This window comes from Billgrantia zhangzhouensis (genome assembly GCF_021404465.1).
Lineage (GTDB): Bacteria > Pseudomonadota > Gammaproteobacteria > Pseudomonadales > Halomonadaceae > Halomonas > Halomonas zhangzhouensis.
The window spans coordinates 265,514-284,202 of sequence record NZ_JABFTT010000002.1 but is presented as its reverse complement, the minus strand read 5'-3'; the positions used below and the strand labels follow the sequence as shown (position 1 = coordinate 284,202).

The following is an 18,689-nucleotide window of genomic DNA, read 5'->3' as shown; positions in this document are numbered from 1 at the left end:
GGCATAGCCGCCCCGAAATCAATCGCTGATGGCGCGGTCATTCGAAGACTGGTTCGAAGCCGGACTCGCGCAAGGCCGTGGCACGTGCCTGCATCCAGGCATCGCGGAACTCCTCTTCGTCGGAGGGAGCGTCTTCGATGAAGGCGTTCCAGGCCTCAAGCAACAATGACTGGCGCTCGACCAGCGAGTCCTGGTGCGCCTGCATGTCATCGGTCCATTCGCCAATCTCCTTGTAGTACTCGACCACGGCGTCGTGGAACGGCAGCACCCAGGTCAGGTCCTGGTACTCCAGGGCATAGCCCATCGCTCCGGGCGCGGCATCCTTGTAGTCGTCGTAGTTGTCTTGCAGCGCCCTGATCAGGCCGTAGGCAATGTTGTCATCGAGGTCCTGGTTGGCTACCACAATAGGATAGGGGTAGCTGGCGCTGGGTACGGGGTTGTCGGTGCTGACGTCACCGGCCCCGGCGGTGACCTCATGGGGCTGGAAGTAGGGCGCCACCGCCAGCATGCGTTCCCAACCCTCGGCATCGTCAGGGTCGAGCACCGGCCAGCTGACGCCGCGGGGGCTGCTGGCGAGCTGCTGGGCGGGCGGCGTCACGGTGGTGGTGAAAGAAGCGTCGACATCGCCGGCGATGATGCCGTCGAAGGAGCGTGCATAGCCGGGGTAATCGACACGCTCGACATCATCCCAGGTCAGCCCGCCGAAGGCCAGGTAGGCCTCGGTGCCCTTGTTGAGGGCGTCGTCACCACGAATATAGGCGATACGCTTGCCGGCCAGGTCGGCCGGGGTCGCGACGCCGAGGTCGCCGGCCACCGCCAGAGACAGGCCGAAGGAGGCGGTGGAAGTCGTGAGCAGCCGGATGGGCTGGGGGCCCCAGTCGGGGTGGGCGAACATCATTACGCCCTCGGCCCCGTAGTAGCTGGCGATACCGCAGGCGCACAGGTCGACGCGGCCCTGCTTGAGCGGCGTCATGCGCGAAACGTCGTTGTCGCCGGGCAGGATGCGCACCGAGGTGCCGTAATGGTTCTGCAGCATGTTGCCGATGGCCACGGCTTGGGCATAGCCGCTGGAGTTGGTGCCGTAGGCGGTCCAGGCCATGGTGTGCGGCAGCTCGACCTCGGCGGCCTGGGTCACGCCGGCGGAGAGCAGCGAAAGCGGAAGGGCGATAAGCGCGCGGGATTGGGACAGCTGGCGCATGGGAGTCTCCTGTATCGGTTCTTGTTTTGCTATGCGGTATTTGATTCCGAAACTGCAATCGATACTAGAAAGGCGCCGCGACAGTGTCAACGCATGCTTGCGGATGAGACGCTATAGGCTTTTCCGCTAGGCGGAATGTCTCCTCAGGGAGGGAGCAGCGGCCAAGAAAACTAAGGGCTTGGCATGGTTTAGCTGAAGCTGAAAAGGGTTTGTGCAACCAAAGGTCTAGGCAAGTTCAGCCGCAGAACTCGCATCACTGCTCGCCGTCGTCTGCGGTGTCATGCGGGAGGGCGCGAGAGTTCTCGCCAGGCGGCGTAGCTGCTGAGGAACACGCGCCCGGTCATGTCGTCGAGAAAGTTGCTGCGCTTCAGGCGGTCCATCACCGGCCCCTTTACCTCGGCCAGGTGCAGGGTGACGCGGGAATCCCGGAGGCGGGCGTTGATGGCATCCAGGCTCTCCAATGCTGAGGCATCGATCAAGTTCACCGCCGAGCAGATCAGCACCACGTGTTCCAGCTCCGGTCGTGTGGCCACCAAGTCGTAGACGGTATCCTCCAGGTAGCGGGCATTAGCGAAATAAAGGCTTTCGTCGATGCGCAGCAGTGCCAGGTGGTTGGCGCTCTCGGTTTCGTGTCGTTCGATGTTGCGGAAATGTTCGGTGTCGGGAATACGCCCGACCAGTGCGCTATGGGGGCGACTGGTGCGGTAGAGGAACAGGCCGATGGAGAGCGCAACGCCACTGATGATACCGGTCTCGACGCCTTCGACCAGGGTCAGCAGGATGGTGATTGCCATGGCCGAGAAATCGCTGCGCGAGTAGCGCCAAGTTTGGCGGATCATGGAAATGTCGATCAGGGTAATGATCGACACGGTGATTGTGGCTGCTAAGGTGGCAATGGGAAGGTGGTGGAGCGCAGGGGTGAGAAACAGTGCCACCGCGCCGATGCCGAGCGCGGCGAACAGCCCGGCAAGCGGAGTCTGTGCTCCGGCGTCGTAATTGATCACCGTGCGCGTCAGTCCGCCAGATACCGGCATGCCTGCGGACAAGGCGGCAACGACATTGGCGCCGCCTAGGCCGACCAATTCCTGGTTGGGCGAGATGCGTTCGCGCCGGCGTGCGGCCAACATCTGGCCCATGGAAACCGACTCAACGAAACCCACCACGCTGATCAGCAGCGCCGGCACCAGTAGCGCCTGCCATAGGGTGGCGTCGAAGCCGGGTAGGGTAAGCGGTGGTAAGCCCTGGGGGATATCACCGATGACCGCGACACCGGCGGCGGCCAGCTCGTAATGCCAGGTAACCAGCGTGGTCGCCACTACGGCGAAGACGGGCCCTGCCCGAGTGAGTAGGTCGGCCAAGGGCTGGGAGAGACCAATGCGGCGCAGGGTCGGCCTCCCATACTGACGCAGCAGCAGCAGAAACAGCAGGCTGCCGATACCGATAGCCAGCGTCTCCAGGTGAGCGTCGGGAAGTCTCCGTACCAGTTGCATCAGCCTAGGCAGCAGGTCGCGGGCGTCGAGCCCGACGCCGACCAGGTAGCCTACCTGGCTGGCAGCAATGAGGATGCCCGAGGCAGTGAGAAAGCCGGCGATGACAGGGTGGCTGAGGAAGTTGGCCACGAAGCCCATGCGCAGCAGCCCCATCAGCAGCAGGATGAGGCCCGAGAGCAGGGAAAGGACCAGTGCCGCCTCCACATACTCGGGCGTGCCGGGCAGTGCGACGCCCGACAGTGCTGCCCCTGTCATCAGCGCGATGATGGCCACTGGTCCCACCGCCAGGGTCCGGCTGGTGCCCAGGAGGGCATAGGCGATGGCAGGCAATAGGCTGGCATAGAGGCCCACCACCGCCGGCAGCCCGGCCAGCACGGCATACGCCAACGACTGAGGAATCACCATCACGGTGACGATCAGACCAGCCAGGATGTCGGCCCCTCCCAGGCGACGATTGTAGTGGGGCAACCAAGTGAGAATCGGCAGATAGCGCTTGAGCATCCCGTCTCTTCGTATCAGGGAGTAGGAACGACCAGACTAAACGATATTGGTGGATGGGTTGAGTCTTGGTTAGCATCGAGTGATATAAACCGAATGTTTCTTCGACCTCATAGGACACGTCATGAAGCCCGAAACTATCGCTTTGCACCATGGCTATGCGCCCAACGACCAGCACGCCGTGGCCGTGCCTATCCATCAGACCACCTCATTTTCATTCGACAGTGCCCAGCATGCCGCCGACCTGTTCGATCTCAAGGTCGAGGGCAACATCTATTCGCGCATCATGAATCCCACCTGCGCGGTGCTGGAGCAGCGTATCGCGGCGCTGGAGGGGGGCATCGCCGGGTTGGCGGTGGCATCGGGCATGGCGGCGATCACCTACGCGATTCAGACCATCGCCGAGGCCGGCGACAACATCGTCTCGATCAGCGAGCTATATGGTGGCACCTACAACCTGTTTGCCCATACCTTGCCGCGCCAGGGTATCGAGGTGCGCTTTGCCGACAAGGACGACATTGGCGGCATCGAGTCGCTGATCGATGCGCGTACCAAGGCGGTATTCTGCGAGAGCGTGGGCAATCCTTCGGGTAGCGTAATCGACATGGCCCGCCTGGTCGAGGTCGCCCATCGCCATGGCGTTCCCGTGATCGTCGACAATACCGTCCCCACGCCTTTCCTGTGGCGGCCCATCGAGCAGGGCGCCGATATCGTCATCCACTCCGCCACCAAGTACATCGGCGGGCATGGCACCACGGTCGGTGGTGTGATCGTCGATTCGGGTAAGTTCCCCTGGGCCGATTACCCGCAGCGCTTCCCGCTGCTCAACGAACCGGACGTTTCCTATCATGGGGTGCACTATACCCGTGACGTGGGCGAAGCGGCTTTCATCGCGCGTGCCAGGGTGGTGCCGCTGCGTAATACCGGAGCAGCGCTCTCGGCGCAGGCGGCATGGAACCTGCTGCAGGGGCTGGAGACGCTGTCGCTTCGTATCGAGCGGATCTGTGCCAATGCACTCAAGGTGGCCGAGTACCTGGAGAATCACCCGGCGGTGAGCTGGGTGCAGTATGCCGGCCTGCCCAGCCACAAGGACCACGAGCTTGCCCATCGCTACATGAACGGTCACGCCTCGGGCATCCTCAGCTTCGGCATTCAAGGCGGGCGCGAGGCGGGGGCACGCTTCTACGATGCGCTGGGCATGATCCTGCGCCTGGTCAATATCGGTGATGCCAAGACTTGCTCATCGATCCCGGCTTCGACCACCCATCGTCAGCTCAACGACGAGGAACTGGCGGCTGCCGGCGTGACGCCCGACATGGTACGGCTCTCCATCGGCATCGAGCATGTCGATGACATCATTGCCGATCTCGACCAGGCACTCGCTGCGAGCCAGGCCTGAAGACAACAGCCGCTCCTGACTGGGGCGGCCCGCCCTATCCCGGTCGTTTTGCCAGTTGCAATTTACCAGCCACAGGGGGTATCGGGTCGGCATACCACCGACTTGAGTCGTGCTTTCGTCTGTCAGGCCAAAGTGGTGATGCGAATATCGTTGGCATGGCGTTAATCTCTCGACATTCTCCAATAACAAAGAGACGAGACGCCATGCGGATCCTGATGCTTCTACTGGCCTCGGTCGCGCTTGCCGGTGGTTTCTTCCTTTCTCATCAGAACGGGGTAGGCTGGCCGGCCTTTGCGGGTCCCGGGCTGGGGCTGGTAGCCGGCGTGATGATGGCCTTGAGCGGCATGGTGGCCGTGTATCGAGCCGATGCGAGTGGGCTTGCCGAGGGACGCCTCCAGGCTTGGCTGCCGGTCACGCGCGATTATCTCTCGCTGCGCCGTATGGCGCATGGACTGATTCGTCAGGCCAGCACCACGGCTATTGCCTCCGCTGAGGTCTCGCACCACGCCGACAGGATGGATCAGCGGCTGGAGCGTCAGGAGCAGACCGTTCGTGAAGCCTCGTCGAGCATGGCGGCGATCACTTCGGCGATCGAGCAGGTGGCCGCCAGTGCCGCCAACGTGGCCTCGCTGGCCAGCCGCTCGCGTGATGCCAGTCATGTCAGCCGAGAATCGCTCGGACAGGTCATAGAGGAGATGCAGACACTGGCAGAGCGCTCCGAGGAGGCGCTCGAGTTGCTCAACATGCTGAGCCAGAAAGCGGATAGCGTGCGTCACGTTACCGCGTTGATCGAAGAGATCGCCGAGCAGACCAATCTGCTATCGCTCAATGCGTCGATCGAGGCGGCTCGGGCCGGTGAACATGGACGTGGCTTTGCCGTCGTAGCCGGCGAGGTGCGTCAGCTTGCCGGCCGCACTGCCGATGCCACTCGCAACGTCGAGGCTCTGGTGGGTGACATCGGCGACAGCAGCCATCGTGTGGTCGACACCATCGGCCACCTGATGCAGCGAGTGGGCGACCGGGCCAAGGAAATGAGCAAGGTAGGTGAACAGCTCACCGAGATGACTGGCCATTTCGACCAGGTGGAGGGAGAGATTCGCTCCATCGCCGAGGCCATGGAGGACACCAACCGGCACTCCCAGAGGGTTGCCGGTACCCTGGGTACGCTGGAGGAGGATGCCGAGCAGGGCAACCGTGACATGCATGGTCTTGCAAGCCAGGCGCGGGCCTTGATGGCAGGCGCTGAAGCGGTGGACGCGGCTCTCGCCCAGCAGCGGCTCGAAGGACGTCACCAGCAGGTCTTCGAAGCGGCGCGCCAGGCCGCGGCCAAGATTAGTGCGCTGCTCGACAGCGCCATCAAGCGCGGCGAACTCGATGAAGGGACTCTCTTCCACGCCCAGTACACGCCGATTCCCGGTACCAACCCGCAGCAGTACGAAACCGGTTTCGTCGGCTTTACCGACGAGCATTTCCCGCCGATCCAGGAACCGTTGCTCGAGCGCCTGGGAGTGGCCTACGCCATCGGTATTGATCGCTGCGGCTATATCCCCACCCATAACGTCGCATCCAGCCGCCCGCCGACGGGCGATTACGAGCACGATCTCAAGTTCTGCCGCAACCGCCGCATCTACGAGGACCCCACCGGTCAACGCTGCGGGAGCCATGAGCAACCGCTGCTGCTACAGACCTACAAGCGCGATACCGGCGAGGTCATGCATGATCTCTCCGTGCCGATCTACGTGGGCGGCAAGCACTGGGGCGGCTTCCGGGTCGGCTACAAGCCGGAAACCGCCTGAGCGGGGCTTGCCCCCTTAGAAGTCAGATCCGCTTTCCCTCCTGAAGCGTACCGGCCGGTACCAGGGGGGAGCGCGGACGGCCGTTCCAGGCCGACCAGGAGTAGAGTGCCAGGCTGGCCCAGATCAGCAGGAAAGTGGCGAGCTGGACCAGCGCAAGCGACTCGCGGAACACCAGCAAGGCGATGAAGAACTGAATGGTGGGATTGAGATACATCAGAAAGCCCAGCGTGGCGAGTCGCAGGCGCCGGGCGGCACCAGCGAAGGCCAGCAAGGGCAGGGCAGTAATGATGCCGCTTGCTATCAGTAGCAACGTGATGCGAGGCTCGGTCAGGAAATGGGAGAGTTCGTTGGCGCTGAGCCAGGCGAGTGCCGTCAACCCCAGCGGCAGCAACAGCAGGGTTTCCACGAACAGTCCCGAGAGGCCATCGAGGGGCACCTGCTTGCGCAGCAGGCCGTAGGTGCCGAAGCTCAGCGCTAGGGTCAGGCTGATCCATGGCAGCTCGCCCAGCAGGATCAGTTGAATGGCTATGGCGATGCCCGCCAGCACGACGGCGACACGCTGCAGCCCAGCCATCGCCTCACGCAGTACCAGCATGCCCAGCGCAACGTTGACCAACGGGGTGAGAAAGTAGCCCAGGCTGGCCTGAAAGACCTGCCGGCTTTCCACCGCATAGATATAGAGCCCCCAGTTGATGGCGATCAGCAGGGCACAGCCGAGCACCCGCCCCAGGCGACGAGGTTCGCCGAGTGCCTTGCGGATGGGCCCCCAGCGCTTGAGCAGCGTGACCAGTCCTACCAGGAACAGGCACGACCAGATGATACGGTGAATCAGCACCTCGAAGGCAGGAACGCCCTCGAACAGGGCAAAGAACAGCGGGAAACAGCCCCACATGATGTAGGCGACAAGACCGAAGCCGACACCGCGGGTGGCTTCGCGATCGTTCGAGAGCAGCAGGGGCATGCTGGTTACTCTGACATGAGAAAAGCTATAACTTAGCAGCCTATTGGAATCATCTCTATGCTCTATAAGCATCGCTCCCGATAAAGCCCGGCCCGGGCTGACGTCGTAACTGGCCTGAGTTAGGCTGACGCGATAGATGACACCGCAAGGGAACCACCATGAGTGATTTACGTACGACCTTGGTTCAGTGCGACCTGCGCTGGGAAGATCCCGAGGCCAATTGCCGTATGCTGGAAGAGCAGCTTGGGGAACTCGGTGGCAACGAGACCGATCTCATCGTGCTGCCCGAAATGTTCGCCACGGGCTTTACCATGAACTCCCGTGAAATGGCCGAGCCCATGGAGCAGAGCCGTGCCGTTGCATGGCTGAGCGACCAAGCGATCAAACGCAATTGCGTGTTAACAGGCAGTGTGGCGATCGTCGAGGATGGCCATTATTACAACCGTCTGGTCTGGGCTCGCCCGGACGGCAGCCATGTTTGCTACGACAAGCGTCATTTGTTCCGCATGGCCGGCGAGCACGAGCGCTACTCCATGGGCCACGACCGGGTGATCGTGACGCTCAAGGGATTCCGCATTCTGCTTAGCGTTTGCTATGACTTGCGTTTCCCGGTGTGGCTACGTCAGTGCCCCGAACCCGGTGAGCATTTCGAGTACGACGCCCTGCTGTGCGTGGCCAATTGGCCGGCGCCGCGGCGCCACCCTTGGCGCATCTTGCTGCAGGCGCGGGCGATCGAGAACCTGTGTCCGGTCATTGGCGTCAATCGTGTCGGCGAGGACGCCAATGGCATGCGTTATTCCGGCGATTCCATGCTGGTCGACTTCAAGGGCGAGGCGCTCATCGACGAACCGCACGATACCGCCTTCACCAAGACCGCCACGCTTTCCCGCGCCGAACTCGACGCGTTCCGTGAGAAGTTTCCCGCCTGGCGTGATGCCGATCATTTCATGCTGGCCGACGGAGTGGGGTTCTGATGCGCCTGGACCGCTTCCTGGCGGAAACTACCGATCTGACCCGTAGCCTGGCCAAGAAAGCGCTTCAGCGCGGCGAAGTCAGCATCAACGGTGTCGTGGTGAAGCAGCCAACTACCCAGGTGAGTGATGAGGATCGGATCGAATGGGCCGGCCAAACGCTGGAATTGGTTGGATTGCGCTACGTAATGCTCAACAAGCCAGCCGACGTGGAGTGCAGCGCGCGACGCGGTCTCTATCCGCGCGCAGTGGATCTCATCGATCTACCCAAAGCCGAACGCCTGCAGACGGTGGGCCGGCTCGATGTCGATACCACCGGACTGGTGCTGTTGACCGACGATGGCCAATGGTCGCATCGGGTTACTTCACCGCGCAGGCGTTGCGCCAAGGTCTACCGCGCCGTACTGGCCGAACCGTTAGTGAGTGGCGCGCTGGATGAGGCCGTCAGGCGCTTCGAGGAAGGAATTCTGCTCGAGGGTGAGGAGAAGCCCACGCTGCCGGCCCAGCTCGCCATGCTTGGCCCTTGCGAGGCTGAACTGACTCTCTACGAGGGGCGCTACCACCAGGTCAAGCGCATGTTCGCCGCGCTAGGCAATCGGGTCACTGCCCTGGAACGGATTTCGATTGGCCCGTTGACGTTGGGTTCGCTTCGTCCGGGCGAATGGCGTGAACTGAGCGAGGCCGAAGTGGCTGCCTTCGTCTGACTCAGGCTGAGGATTCGTAGGTTTCGCTGCGATCGCGACCACAGTGTTTGGCACGATAGAGAGCCAGGTCGGCCAAGCGAATCAGGTCGAGAGGGTCATCGGTATGCTCAGGATAGCTGGCGACGCCGCAGGACAAACTCACCCGGCCGAGCGATGCTTCTCCATGCTGGAAGCGCCGTTGGCGCATCGTGCGCAATAGCCTTTCCACTGCTTCACAGGCCTGCTCCGCGCTTGCGCCTGGCATGACTACGACGAACTCTTCTCCGCCCAGGCGACAGACGACATCGGCCTCTCGGAAGTGCTCGCCGATCAGTTGGCCTGTTGCCACCAGTACTGCATCGCCTGCCTCGTGGCCGTGTAGGTCGTTGAAGTGCTTGAAGTGATCGATATCGAGCATGACCAGGGTCAGCGTTGCACCGCGTCGGGCAATGGCCGCTTCGTGAGCGAAGATCTCATCGAAGTGGCGACGGTTCTTCAGTCCCGTCAGCGGGTCTTGGTAGGAGAAGGCTCTGAATTTCTCGACCATGTCCTGCAACGCATGGGTTCGTTCCGTGACCTGTAGCTCCAGGTGTTGGTTGAGCTTGACCAGTTCGCGCTGGGTGCGGGCATAGTGACGCAGCGATATTGCCACGATGGCGAGACTGAAGATCAGGGCACCGAGACTGACCGGAATGAGTCGCCACGGGAGAAAACCGTGAGCCACTGCCATGTCGAACAGCAGCAACAGAGCGAGCACGCCATAGGCGGCGATCACCAGTTGCTGCTCACCGCTGAGCTGCCTCAGTTGCAGCGAGACGAAGAGGAACAGCGTGGGCAGGCTGACAACCAATAGGACGTCGTAGACCGGGAAAGTTGTCGAAAGGTTGACAACTCCCGAGAGGGCTAGCCCCAGAGCGAATACCAGATAGCCTAGATGCAGTTGCCAGAGGCGACGGATCCACAGTGAATGCCGTGCCTTGAACCAAGGCTCGAGCAGTAGTCCTATGCCGACGGGAAGGGCATAGTAGCCGGCTGCGGCCAAATAGCTCCATAGCAGCGGCTTGGCCAGCAGCAGCTGGCTGGCCTGAGTTTCGGCAAGCACCATGATGCCGGAGGCGAGCGAGAAGAGACCGATGCCGGCGAAACTCTGCCTATGCTGTTGAATCAGCGCAAAGACGCCCGCCAGTAAGGCGAGTAAGAGGCAGAAGGCGGCAATTACCAGGTCGGCTGCCGATCGGCTCAGGATCATGCTGAGGACATCGGGGCGATCCATTAGCCGGACTTCGCCCCATAAGCCAATATCGGTGTAATTGGAGTAGACCCGGAAAGCGAGCTGGCGGCCGGCGTAGTCTTCGGGCAGGCTGATCATATGCCAGGGCCAGCCGACGAAGCGGCCTTCTTCATCTGCATCGAAACTGCCGTGCTGATAGATCAGTTCAGTATCCAGAAACACTTGAGCCAGTAGGTCGATACTGAAGATGTAAAGTACCGGATCGCGCCATTCGCCTGCGGGCAGGGTGATTCGGAACCAAACGTAACGGTTTCCATTACGTGCGGGTGGGTTGGAGGGGAAGCCGATGGCCTGCCAGGCGCCATTGGGTGCCTCCTCGACGAGCCATGCCGGAGTATCGTCGGCAAATCGCGGCGAATCGCCCCAGCGGTATTCCCAACCCTCGGTGAGATCCAGCGGAGAAGGGGACGCCTGCAAGCTGGTTGGAAATAACAACGACACCAGCAGCAATAGTGCGAAAAGCCACGATGAATGGGCGAGGCAGCGCATGAATAACGTTTCCAGTTTTCGCAGGCAACGATGTAGTATAAGTCGGGAGTGGTTACAGTTCGCCTTCGAATCCTTAGAGAAGTATTATACCGTTATCTTTCTTTTGGATCATCGTCTACCAGCCTTGTAACTGTTTTCACAAGAGCTCTGGATTCAGTCCCGCCGCTTTCACCAAGGCACGTGTATATTCATTGTCAGGCTCCGCTAACAGGGCCTGGCATTCACCTTGCTCAACCAAGGCGCCGTCCTTTAGTACCAGGATCCGGTGTGCCATGGCCCGTACCACCGCAAGGTCATGGCTGATGAAGAGGAAGCTCAATCCTCGCCGAGCCTGGAGATTGCGCAGCAGTTCGACGAGTTGCTTCTGCACGGTACGATCCAGCGCTGAAGTGGGTTCGTCGAGCACGACAAGCGCTGGCTCCAGTATCAAGGCGCGCGCCACGGCGATACGTTGGCGCTGCCCACCGGAAAATTCATGCGGATAGCGTGAAGCGCAGTCAGCAGGCAACCCGACTTCCTGGATAGCCGCGCGCACGCGCTTCGCCACCTGCTCTTCGGTGAGGGCAGGGTAATGGAACCTGAGTCCTTCGCTGATGATGTCGGAGACCGGCATGCGTGGCGACAACGAGCCATAGGGATCCTGAAAGACCACCTGAATGCGCCGACGACGCTTACGCAGCGCATTTCCGGTGAGCTGGTCGAGCCGCTCGCCGTCGAGTTCTATTTCGCCGCGACTTTCCACCAGGCGCAACAGGGCCATGGCCAAGGTGGTCTTGCCGGAGCCGGATTCACCAACGATGCCGAGCGTCTCGCCAGGCGCCAGGTGCAGGTCGATCGGCTTCACGGCTTCGAAGGCGGGAGGTCGCTTGGCAAAGAGGCGCTTGGGACGTTGAAAACTCACCGTAATGCCTCGTGCCTCGAGCAGACGTTTGGATGACGTCACGGGCACCGGCCGCCCACGCGGCTCGGCATCCAGCAGCGTACGGGTATAGGCGCTGCGCGGCGAAACAAAGACCTCGCCAACCGGGCCGGTCTCCTGTTCGCGGCCACCGTATAGAACACAGACCCGGTCCGCATGGCGTCGTACCAGATTGAGGTCGTGGGTAATGAACAGCATCCCCATGCCATGACGATCGCGTAGTTCAGCGAGCAGGGCGAGGATTTCCTGCTGCACGGTGACATCCAGCGCCGTGGTGGGCTCGTCGGCGATCAGCAGCTCGGGATCGTTGGCGATGGCCATGGCGATCATGACTCGCTGGCGCTGGCCGCCGGACAGCTGGTGCGGCCAGGCATCGAGCAGCTCCTCGGCACGCGGCAGCTTCACCTGCTCGAGCAGTTTGCGGGTTCGCTCCCGCGCTTCGCGCCCCGAAATTCCCTGATGCAAGCGAAGCGTCTCGCCGATCTGCTTGGCTACGGTGTGTAGCGGGTTGAGCGACGTCATCGGCTCCTGAAACACGAAACCGACACGGCCACCGCGTAGCGCTTGCCAATCCCGCGGCCGAAGCTTGGTCAGGTCCGTATCGCCAAGCCAACGTCCTCCCTGAACCAGGGCATTGCTCGGCAGCAGGTTCATGGCGCCCAGTGCCGAAACCGACTTGCCGGAGCCGGACTCGCCGACCAAAGCCAGCGTTTCGCCACGGCGCACCTCAAGGGTCAGCTCCTTGAGCACCGGTTTGCCGTCGAAGGCGATCGACAGCTTGTCGAGACGCAGCAGTGTTTCAGTATGGGTCTCAGGCATTGGGCTGGGTCCTGGTCAACGGTGTGGCGCTGGGGGCATGCTGGATGTGCCGGGGGTCGAAGGCGTCGCGCAGGCCCTCGCCAATGAAGACCAGCAACGAAAGCATTAGCGAGAGACTGACGAAAGCAGTGATACCGAGCCATGGCGCATGCAGGTTGTTCTTGCCCTGGGCCACCAGTTCACCCAGCGAGGGAGAACCTGGTGGCAGCCCGAAGCCGAGGAAATCAAGAGCCGTCAGGGTGGTGATGGCGCCGGTGAACAGGAAGGGGATGAAGGTCAGCGTGGCCACCATGGCATTGGGCAGCACATGACGCCACATGATCAGCCGCGAGGGCAAGCCCATGGCCTTGGCTGCGCGCACGTATTCCAGGTTGCGGGCACGCAGGAACTCCGCTCGTACCACATCGACCAGCCCAAGCCAGGAGAACAGCAGCATGATCCCTAGTAGCCACCAAAAGCCCGGTTGCACGAAACTTGCCAGAATGATCAGTAGGAACAGCACAGGCAGCCCGGACCAGATCTCGGTGAGACGTTGCCCGATGAGGTCCGTCTTGCCGCCGAAATAGCCCTGGATGCCGCCGATGATTACCCCCATGACCAACGAACCGGCGGTCAGTACCAGGGCGAAGGCCACCGAGAGACGGAAGCCGTATATCACCCGGGCCAGCACGTCGCGTCCCTGGTCATCCGTGCCCAGCCAGTGGCGTGAATCGGGCGGCGAGGGAGAGGACCGCATCATCTGCATGTCCAGGGTCTGATAGGAAAAGGGAATCAGCGGCCAGATGGCCCAGCCGTGCGCTTCGATCTGCTCGCGAATGAACGGGTCATGATAATCGGCGCGGGTCGGCAGGAAACCGCCGAATTCCGTCTCGGGGTAGTCGACCAGCAGTGGCACGTACCACTGCCCGTCATAGCGCATGAGCACGGGCTTGTCGTTGGCGATCAACTCGGCGCCGAGGCTCACCACAAACAGGGCGAGGAAGACCCACAGTGAGACTCGAGCGCGCCGGTTGCTGCGGAAGACGCTGATACGGCGCTGCACAATGGGGGAGAGCTTGGATGCGTATGTCATCGGCTCAGGACTCCCGTGTCTCGAAATCGATGCGCGGATCCACCCACACATATGTGAGATCGGAAACCAGCTTGAGGATCAACCCGATCAAGGTATACAGAAACAGCGTGCCGAAGATTACCGGGTAGTCGCGTTGCATCACTGCTTCAAAACCGAGCAGCCCGAGCCCTTCGAGCGAAAAGATCACCTCGATCAGCAGCGAGCCGGTGAAGAAGATAGTGACCAGGGCACCGGGAAGGCCCGCGATGATGATCAGCATGGCGTTGCGGAATACATGGCCATAGAGCGTGCGGCTGTCGCTCGCGCCCTTGGCGCGCGCAGTGAGCACGTACTGCTTGTGGATCTCATCGAGAAAGCTGTTCTTGGTCAGCATGGTCAAGGTGGCGAAGCTGCCGATGGTCATGGCCGTGACCGGCAGGGTGATGTGCCAGAAGTAATCCTTGACCTTGCCCCAGGCACTCAGCTCGTCGAAGTCGGGTGAGGTTAGCCCACGCAAGGGGAACAGATCCCAGTAGCTGCCGCCGGCGAACAGCACGATCAGCAGAATGGCGAACAGAAAGCCGGGGATCGCATAGCCGACGATGACCAGCCCAGATGTCCAGACATCGAAACGGGAGCCGTGATGCAGCGCCTTGCGGATGCCCAGGGGAATCGAGATCAGATAGACCAGCAGGGTGGTCCACAACCCCAGCGATATCGAGACTGGCAGCCGTTCGATCATCAATTCGACCACAGGCCGATCACGGAAGAAGCTGTTGCCGAAGTCGAAGGTCGCGTAATCACGCATCATGGTCAGAAAGCGCACGTGGGCCGGCTTGTCGAAACCGAACTGCTGCTCCAACTGCTCGATGAAGCGAGGATCGATGCCCCTGGCGCCACGCGATTCATCCTGCACCACCACGTCGCCACCGCCGGCATCAAGACGCGTGCTGGCCATGGCATCCATGCCTTCGAAGCGTGCCAGCATCTGGTCGATCGGCCCGCCCGGAGCGGCCTGGACGATGACGAAATTGAGCAGCATGATGCCGATCAATGTCGGAATCATCAGCAACAGGCGGCGCAGGATGTAGCGGCTCACGTCAGGTCATCCTTGTACGTTCGTTGTCTGCGTGCATTCATTGTTGGCCTAGCGGCGCCGCAGGCGCCGGTTGATCTCGGCTTCGCGCGTGGTATCTACCCACCAGGCTTCGAGGTCGAAGCCATACTTGGGGAAAGGTTCCGGGTAGTCGAACTTGTCCCATACCGCGATCCGTGTCTCGCCGGAATGGTACTGGGGAATGGTGATGAAGCTCCATAGCAGCACTCGATCGAGCGCACGTGTCGCGGTGTTGAGCTCCTCACGACTGTCGGCCCGGATCAGGCGCTCCACCAGGTCATCCACGGCAGGGCTCTCAAGTCCCATCAGATTGCGGCTCTGGGGCGTTTGGGCAAACTCACTGGTCCAGAACTCGCGCTGCTCGTTGCCCGGATTATTGGACTGGGGGAACTGCCCGACGATGATATCGAAGTCGAAGCTGCGCAGGCGATTGAGAAACTGGTTGATATCGACAATGCGCAACCGCCCCTGGATGCCGAGCCGCGACATGTTGCGCAGCATCGGCTGTACGACGCGCTCCATGCCGCTATCGAAGAGCATGACCTCAATGGTCAGCGGGCGCCCGCGCTCATCGACCAGCCTGCCGTCGCGCACTTCATAGCCGGCCTCGAGCAGCAGCTCATAGGCCAGGCGCAGACGCTCCCGCAGATCGTCGGGATGGTCGATGGGCACGGCACTGTCGAATACGCGCTCGGACAGTTCGTCGCGATGCGGTTCGAGCAGCTCGATTTCCGCTTCGCTCGGTAGGCCCTCTGCCGCCATCTCGGAGTTCTGGAAATAGCTCTTGGTGGGGTGGTAGGTATCGTAGAAGAGATTGGCATTGAGCCAGGGGAAATCGAACGTCAGGTTGAGCGCCTCACGCACCCGTATGTCCTGAAACTTCTCACGCCGCAGGTTGAACACGAAGGCCTGCATGCGGGAAGGCTGGCCGTCCGGGACGGTAATTCGCTTGACCAGCCCGTCACGATAGGCGGGGAAGTCGTAACCGATGGCCCAGGTCGCCGCGCGGGCGTCGATGCGATAGTCCAGCACGCCCGCCTTGAAGGCTTCCCAGGCAATGTCGCGATCGCGGTAATAGTCGTAGATCAAGCGGTCGATGTTATGTCGGCCGACGTTGACCGGCAGGTCGCGGCCCCAATACTCCTCGTCGCGCTGATAGACGATGCGACGGCCCGGTTCGACACTGGCGATGCGATACGGGCCGGAGCCGGGGTGACGCGCCAGGGTCGGCGTGCCGAACTCACGCGTCTCCCAGTAGTGCTTGGGCAGGATCGGCAACTGACCGACGATCAACGGCAACTCACGCGAATGGTTGGAGGCGAATTCGAAGCGTACGGTATGGCGGTCGAGCGCAACCACGTCCTCCACGTCGGCGTAGTAGCCGCGATAGAAGGGATTGCCTTCCTCCATCAGCAGGTTGAAGCTGAACACCACGTCGTCGGCCGTCAGCGGTTCGCCATCGTGGAAACGCGCCTCGGGACGCAGATCGAACTCGATCCACAAGCGATCCGGATCCAGCCGTATGCCTTCCGCCAGCAGGCCATAGACGCTGAATGGTTCGTCGACATTCTCGGTCAGCAAGGTATCGTAGATCTGCCCGATGCCAATGGCCGGCGTGCCACGGATGATGAAAGGATTGGTCGAATCGAAGCTGCTTCCCACAGCGGACTGGGTCATGCTGCCGCCCTTGGGCGCCTCGGGATTGACATAGGGGAAGTGGCTGAAACCTACGGGCAGGGCCGGAGCATCGTAGAGCGCCAGGCCATGAACGGTGGGCACCTCATCCGCTTCGGCAGCGAACAGGGGAGCCCACCCGGTGAACGACAGGCAGCAGACGAGAGTGGTACGCAAGACGAACCGCATCAATGACATCCTTGATCGAAACTGGCCCGGGAGCCCGAGCGTTATCGACATAAGGTGTCAGGCCGCCCGCCGCTTGTAAACCTCGGTCTTGGGAGGTGGCCGACCGAGCCGTCAACGCGCTGCCAGGCTGCGCCGCGGGATGTCGAGTGCTTGGCCGATCTGAATGATGTCACCACTCAAGCCGTTGTACTGACGGAGTTCGGCCACGCTGATGCCGTGGCGGCTGGCAATTGCGGAAAGGCTATCGCCGCGCTGGACCAGATAACGTTCGCCGGCGGCGGGTGCCGAGCGGGAGGCCGGTGAGCTCAGCTCGGCAAGAATAGCCTCCTCCTGCTCGATCGGTACCAGTACCGTGTCGACCGTGGCGGGGCTCGCGCTGCCATTGGTCAGCCCGGGATTGAGGGCAACGAGCTCTTCCCGATCGACACCGGCCACACTGGCCAGTTGCGACAGATTGATGGGTGCATTGACCGGTACCTTGGCGAAGGCGGGGGTATCGTCGATCTCGGGGAGTGCCACGCCGTAGGCCTCGGGGTTATCGATGATGGCGGCAATGGCATTGAGCTTGGGCAGGTAGTTCATCGTTTCGTTGGGCAACTGCAGGTGCCAGTAGCTATCGGGGACGCCCTGGGATGCCGCCGTGTGGCGCGCCCGGTTCACCGTACCCGCACCGGCGTTGTAGGCCGCCAGGGAGAGCTCGATATCGCCGTCGTACCACTGCTCGGCCTGCAGCTCGATGTAGTCCAGCGCGGCGCGGGTCGACGCGACGACGTCGAGGCGCGCATCGTAACCGTTGAGGCGACGCAGCCCCAGGGCATCCGCAGTACCGGGCATGAACTGCCACAGACCGGCCGCACCGCGATGGCTGCGGGCCTGCGGGTCGTAGGAACTCTCGATGAAGGGGATCAAACCGATTTCGCCGGGCAGCCCGCGCAACTCTACCTGCTCGGTGATCCAGGCCATCCAAGGCCGGGCACGCTCGATGATTTCCGCCACGTTATCGGGATTGGCACGGTAGTGTTCTATCCATTGTTGAACGCGGGAATCGTGACGCCGATCATGCCATGCCAGGTTGTCGCGCAGCCTCTCCCAGGCATCGCCGGGCAGGAAGTCGAGATTCAGATCGTCCCAGAAATGGTGGGTCGGCATTGGCGGCGTGGCGCCGGAGTGCGGGCTTGCCAGCAAAGCCGGACTGGCTGCCGTCAGTGCACCGATCAAAGCGATGCCTCCAGCAAGGACCAAGGTCCATTGCCGCGTCGTTCGATAAGTCATACGTTCTCCTTCAGAGCAGGTGTCGTTCACGCTGCCCATGGGATGCGCCGATTCTCAGAAACTGTCTTTCCAGGCACGCAAGGTAGCGAAAGTGGCCTGCTCGGTATCCGTGTTGCCATGCTGCGATGCCGTGGCACGCACATCGGGATCGCCGCAGCGCAGGAATGGATTGATGCGCTTTTCCCGAGCCAGGTGGCTCGGCAGCGTCGGGCGGTCGAGATCGCGCGCACGCTGGGCCTCGGCCAAAACATCGGCAACGTCCTGGTTATGCGGGTCGGCTGCCTGGGCAAACCTGAGGTTGGCCAGAGTGTATTCATGAGCAGCGAAAACCAGGGTGTCGTCCGGCAATCCGGCCAGGGTCTGCAGTGAGCGGTACATCTGCTCGGGACTGCCTTCGAACAGGCGGCCGCAGCCTGCCGAGAACAAGCTGTCGCCGCAAAACAGCAGCGGTGGTATGCCGGCGGTAAAGAAGGCAATGTGATCGAGGGTGTGGCCGGGAACTTCATAGACGTCGAAGCGCCGCCCCATGACCCGACAGGTGTCGCCATGCCCAACCCGCTCCGTCAGGCCGGCAATGTTCGGGTTGTCGGGGCCGATCACTTGCGGTGAGTAGCGATCGATGAGTTCGGGCAGACCACCGGTATGATCGTGATGATGGTGAGTGACGAGAATGCTGCCGAGTGTGAGACCCTCTTGCTCGAGGACACGGATGACTGGCTCGGCGTCGCCAGGATCCACGACACAGGCATCGGGGCTCGTATCCTGGCGCATGAGCCAGATATAGTTGTCGCTAAAAGCGGGAATCGGTGTCACGCTCAGCATAGGCGTCATGTCCTTCGTCGCGTCGTAAACTACGCGTCGTAAACCGACAG

At 61.8% G+C, this 18,689-nt stretch carries 14 protein-coding genes; 4 read left to right on the top strand and 10 right to left on the bottom strand.

All coding sequences use genetic code 11. From position 1 onward, the window contains the following. Positions 1 to 37: 37 nt before the first annotated feature. Both HOP51_RS03230 and HOP51_RS03225 read right to left on the bottom strand, forming a co-directional pair. Entirely contained in the window at positions 38 to 1,198 is a 1,161-nt protein-coding gene (locus HOP51_RS03230) for a TAXI family TRAP transporter solute-binding subunit (RefSeq protein WP_234272501.1), read from the bottom strand. Positions 1,199 to 1,476: 278 nt separating this feature from the next. After that, complete coding sequence (locus HOP51_RS03225) at positions 1,477 to 3,189, bottom strand: SulP family inorganic anion transporter (protein ID WP_234272500.1); 1,713 nt, start codon at positions 3,187 to 3,189, stop codon at positions 1,477 to 1,479. A 121-nt stretch (positions 3,190 to 3,310) separates the two neighbouring features. Between HOP51_RS03225 and HOP51_RS03220 the strand changes: the two genes are divergently transcribed. Both HOP51_RS03220 and HOP51_RS03215 read left to right on the top strand, forming a co-directional pair. Further along, complete coding sequence (locus HOP51_RS03220; RefSeq protein WP_234272499.1) at positions 3,311 to 4,585, top strand: O-acetylhomoserine aminocarboxypropyltransferase/cysteine synthase family protein; 1,275 nt, start codon at positions 3,311 to 3,313, stop codon at positions 4,583 to 4,585. A gap of 203 nt (positions 4,586 to 4,788) precedes the next feature. Further along, positions 4,789 to 6,381, top strand: coding sequence for a methyl-accepting chemotaxis protein (locus HOP51_RS03215; protein WP_234272497.1), 1,593 nt, complete (start codon positions 4,789 to 4,791; stop codon positions 6,379 to 6,381). 22 nt (positions 6,382 to 6,403) lie between these two features. Here the strand turns inward: HOP51_RS03215 and rarD are convergent, their stop codons facing one another. Then, positions 6,404 to 7,342, bottom strand: coding sequence for an EamA family transporter RarD (gene rarD, locus HOP51_RS03210; RefSeq protein ID WP_234272496.1), 939 nt, complete (start codon positions 7,340 to 7,342; stop codon positions 6,404 to 6,406). Between the two features lie 158 nt (positions 7,343 to 7,500). Here rarD and HOP51_RS03205 point away from each other — a divergent pair, with 158 nt between their 5' ends. Next, positions 7,501 to 8,316: an amidohydrolase gene (locus HOP51_RS03205; protein WP_234272495.1), complete on the top strand. Its 816-nt coding sequence runs from the start codon at positions 7,501 to 7,503 to the stop codon at positions 8,314 to 8,316. Next, positions 8,316 to 9,017: a pseudouridine synthase gene (locus HOP51_RS03200; RefSeq protein ID WP_234272494.1), complete on the top strand. Its 702-nt coding sequence runs from the start codon at positions 8,316 to 8,318 to the stop codon at positions 9,015 to 9,017. The genes HOP51_RS03205 and HOP51_RS03200 overlap by 1 nt, the downstream gene beginning before the upstream one ends. A 1-nt stretch (position 9,018) precedes the next feature. Here the strand turns inward: HOP51_RS03200 and HOP51_RS03195 are convergent, their stop codons facing one another. From HOP51_RS03195 to gloB, 7 genes are all read right to left on the bottom strand, one after another. Continuing rightward, positions 9,019 to 10,776: a GGDEF domain-containing protein gene (locus tag HOP51_RS03195; RefSeq protein ID WP_234272493.1), complete on the bottom strand. Its 1,758-nt coding sequence runs from the start codon at positions 10,774 to 10,776 to the stop codon at positions 9,019 to 9,021. A gap of 136 nt (positions 10,777 to 10,912) precedes the next feature. Beyond that, positions 10,913 to 12,514, bottom strand: a complete 1,602-nt coding sequence (locus tag HOP51_RS03190; RefSeq protein WP_234272492.1) for an ABC transporter ATP-binding protein — start codon at positions 12,512 to 12,514, stop codon at positions 10,913 to 10,915. Beyond that, positions 12,507 to 13,586: an ABC transporter permease gene (locus HOP51_RS03185; RefSeq protein WP_234272491.1), complete on the bottom strand. Its 1,080-nt coding sequence runs from the start codon at positions 13,584 to 13,586 to the stop codon at positions 12,507 to 12,509. Before HOP51_RS03185 ends, HOP51_RS03190 begins: the two co-directional genes overlap by 8 nt. A 4-nt stretch (positions 13,587 to 13,590) precedes the next feature. Continuing rightward, complete coding sequence (locus HOP51_RS03180) at positions 13,591 to 14,664, bottom strand: microcin C ABC transporter permease YejB (RefSeq protein WP_234272490.1); 1,074 nt, start codon at positions 14,662 to 14,664, stop codon at positions 13,591 to 13,593. Positions 14,665 to 14,712: 48 nt separating this feature from the next. Further along, a complete protein-coding gene (locus tag HOP51_RS03175) occupies positions 14,713 to 16,545 on the bottom strand; it encodes an extracellular solute-binding protein (protein ID WP_234272489.1) in 1,833 nt (610 codons plus the stop codon). Positions 16,546 to 16,656: 111 nt separating this feature from the next. After that, positions 16,657 to 17,817 carry a transglycosylase SLT domain-containing protein gene (locus tag HOP51_RS03170; RefSeq protein ID WP_234272488.1) on the bottom strand — a complete coding sequence of 387 codons (1,161 nt, stop codon included), beginning with the start codon at positions 17,815 to 17,817 and terminating at the stop codon, positions 16,657 to 16,659. 54 nt (positions 17,818 to 17,871) lie between these two features. Next, complete coding sequence (gene gloB / locus HOP51_RS03165; protein ID WP_234272618.1) at positions 17,872 to 18,639, bottom strand: hydroxyacylglutathione hydrolase; 768 nt, start codon at positions 18,637 to 18,639, stop codon at positions 17,872 to 17,874. Between the last annotated feature and the right edge of the window lie 50 nt (positions 18,640 to 18,689).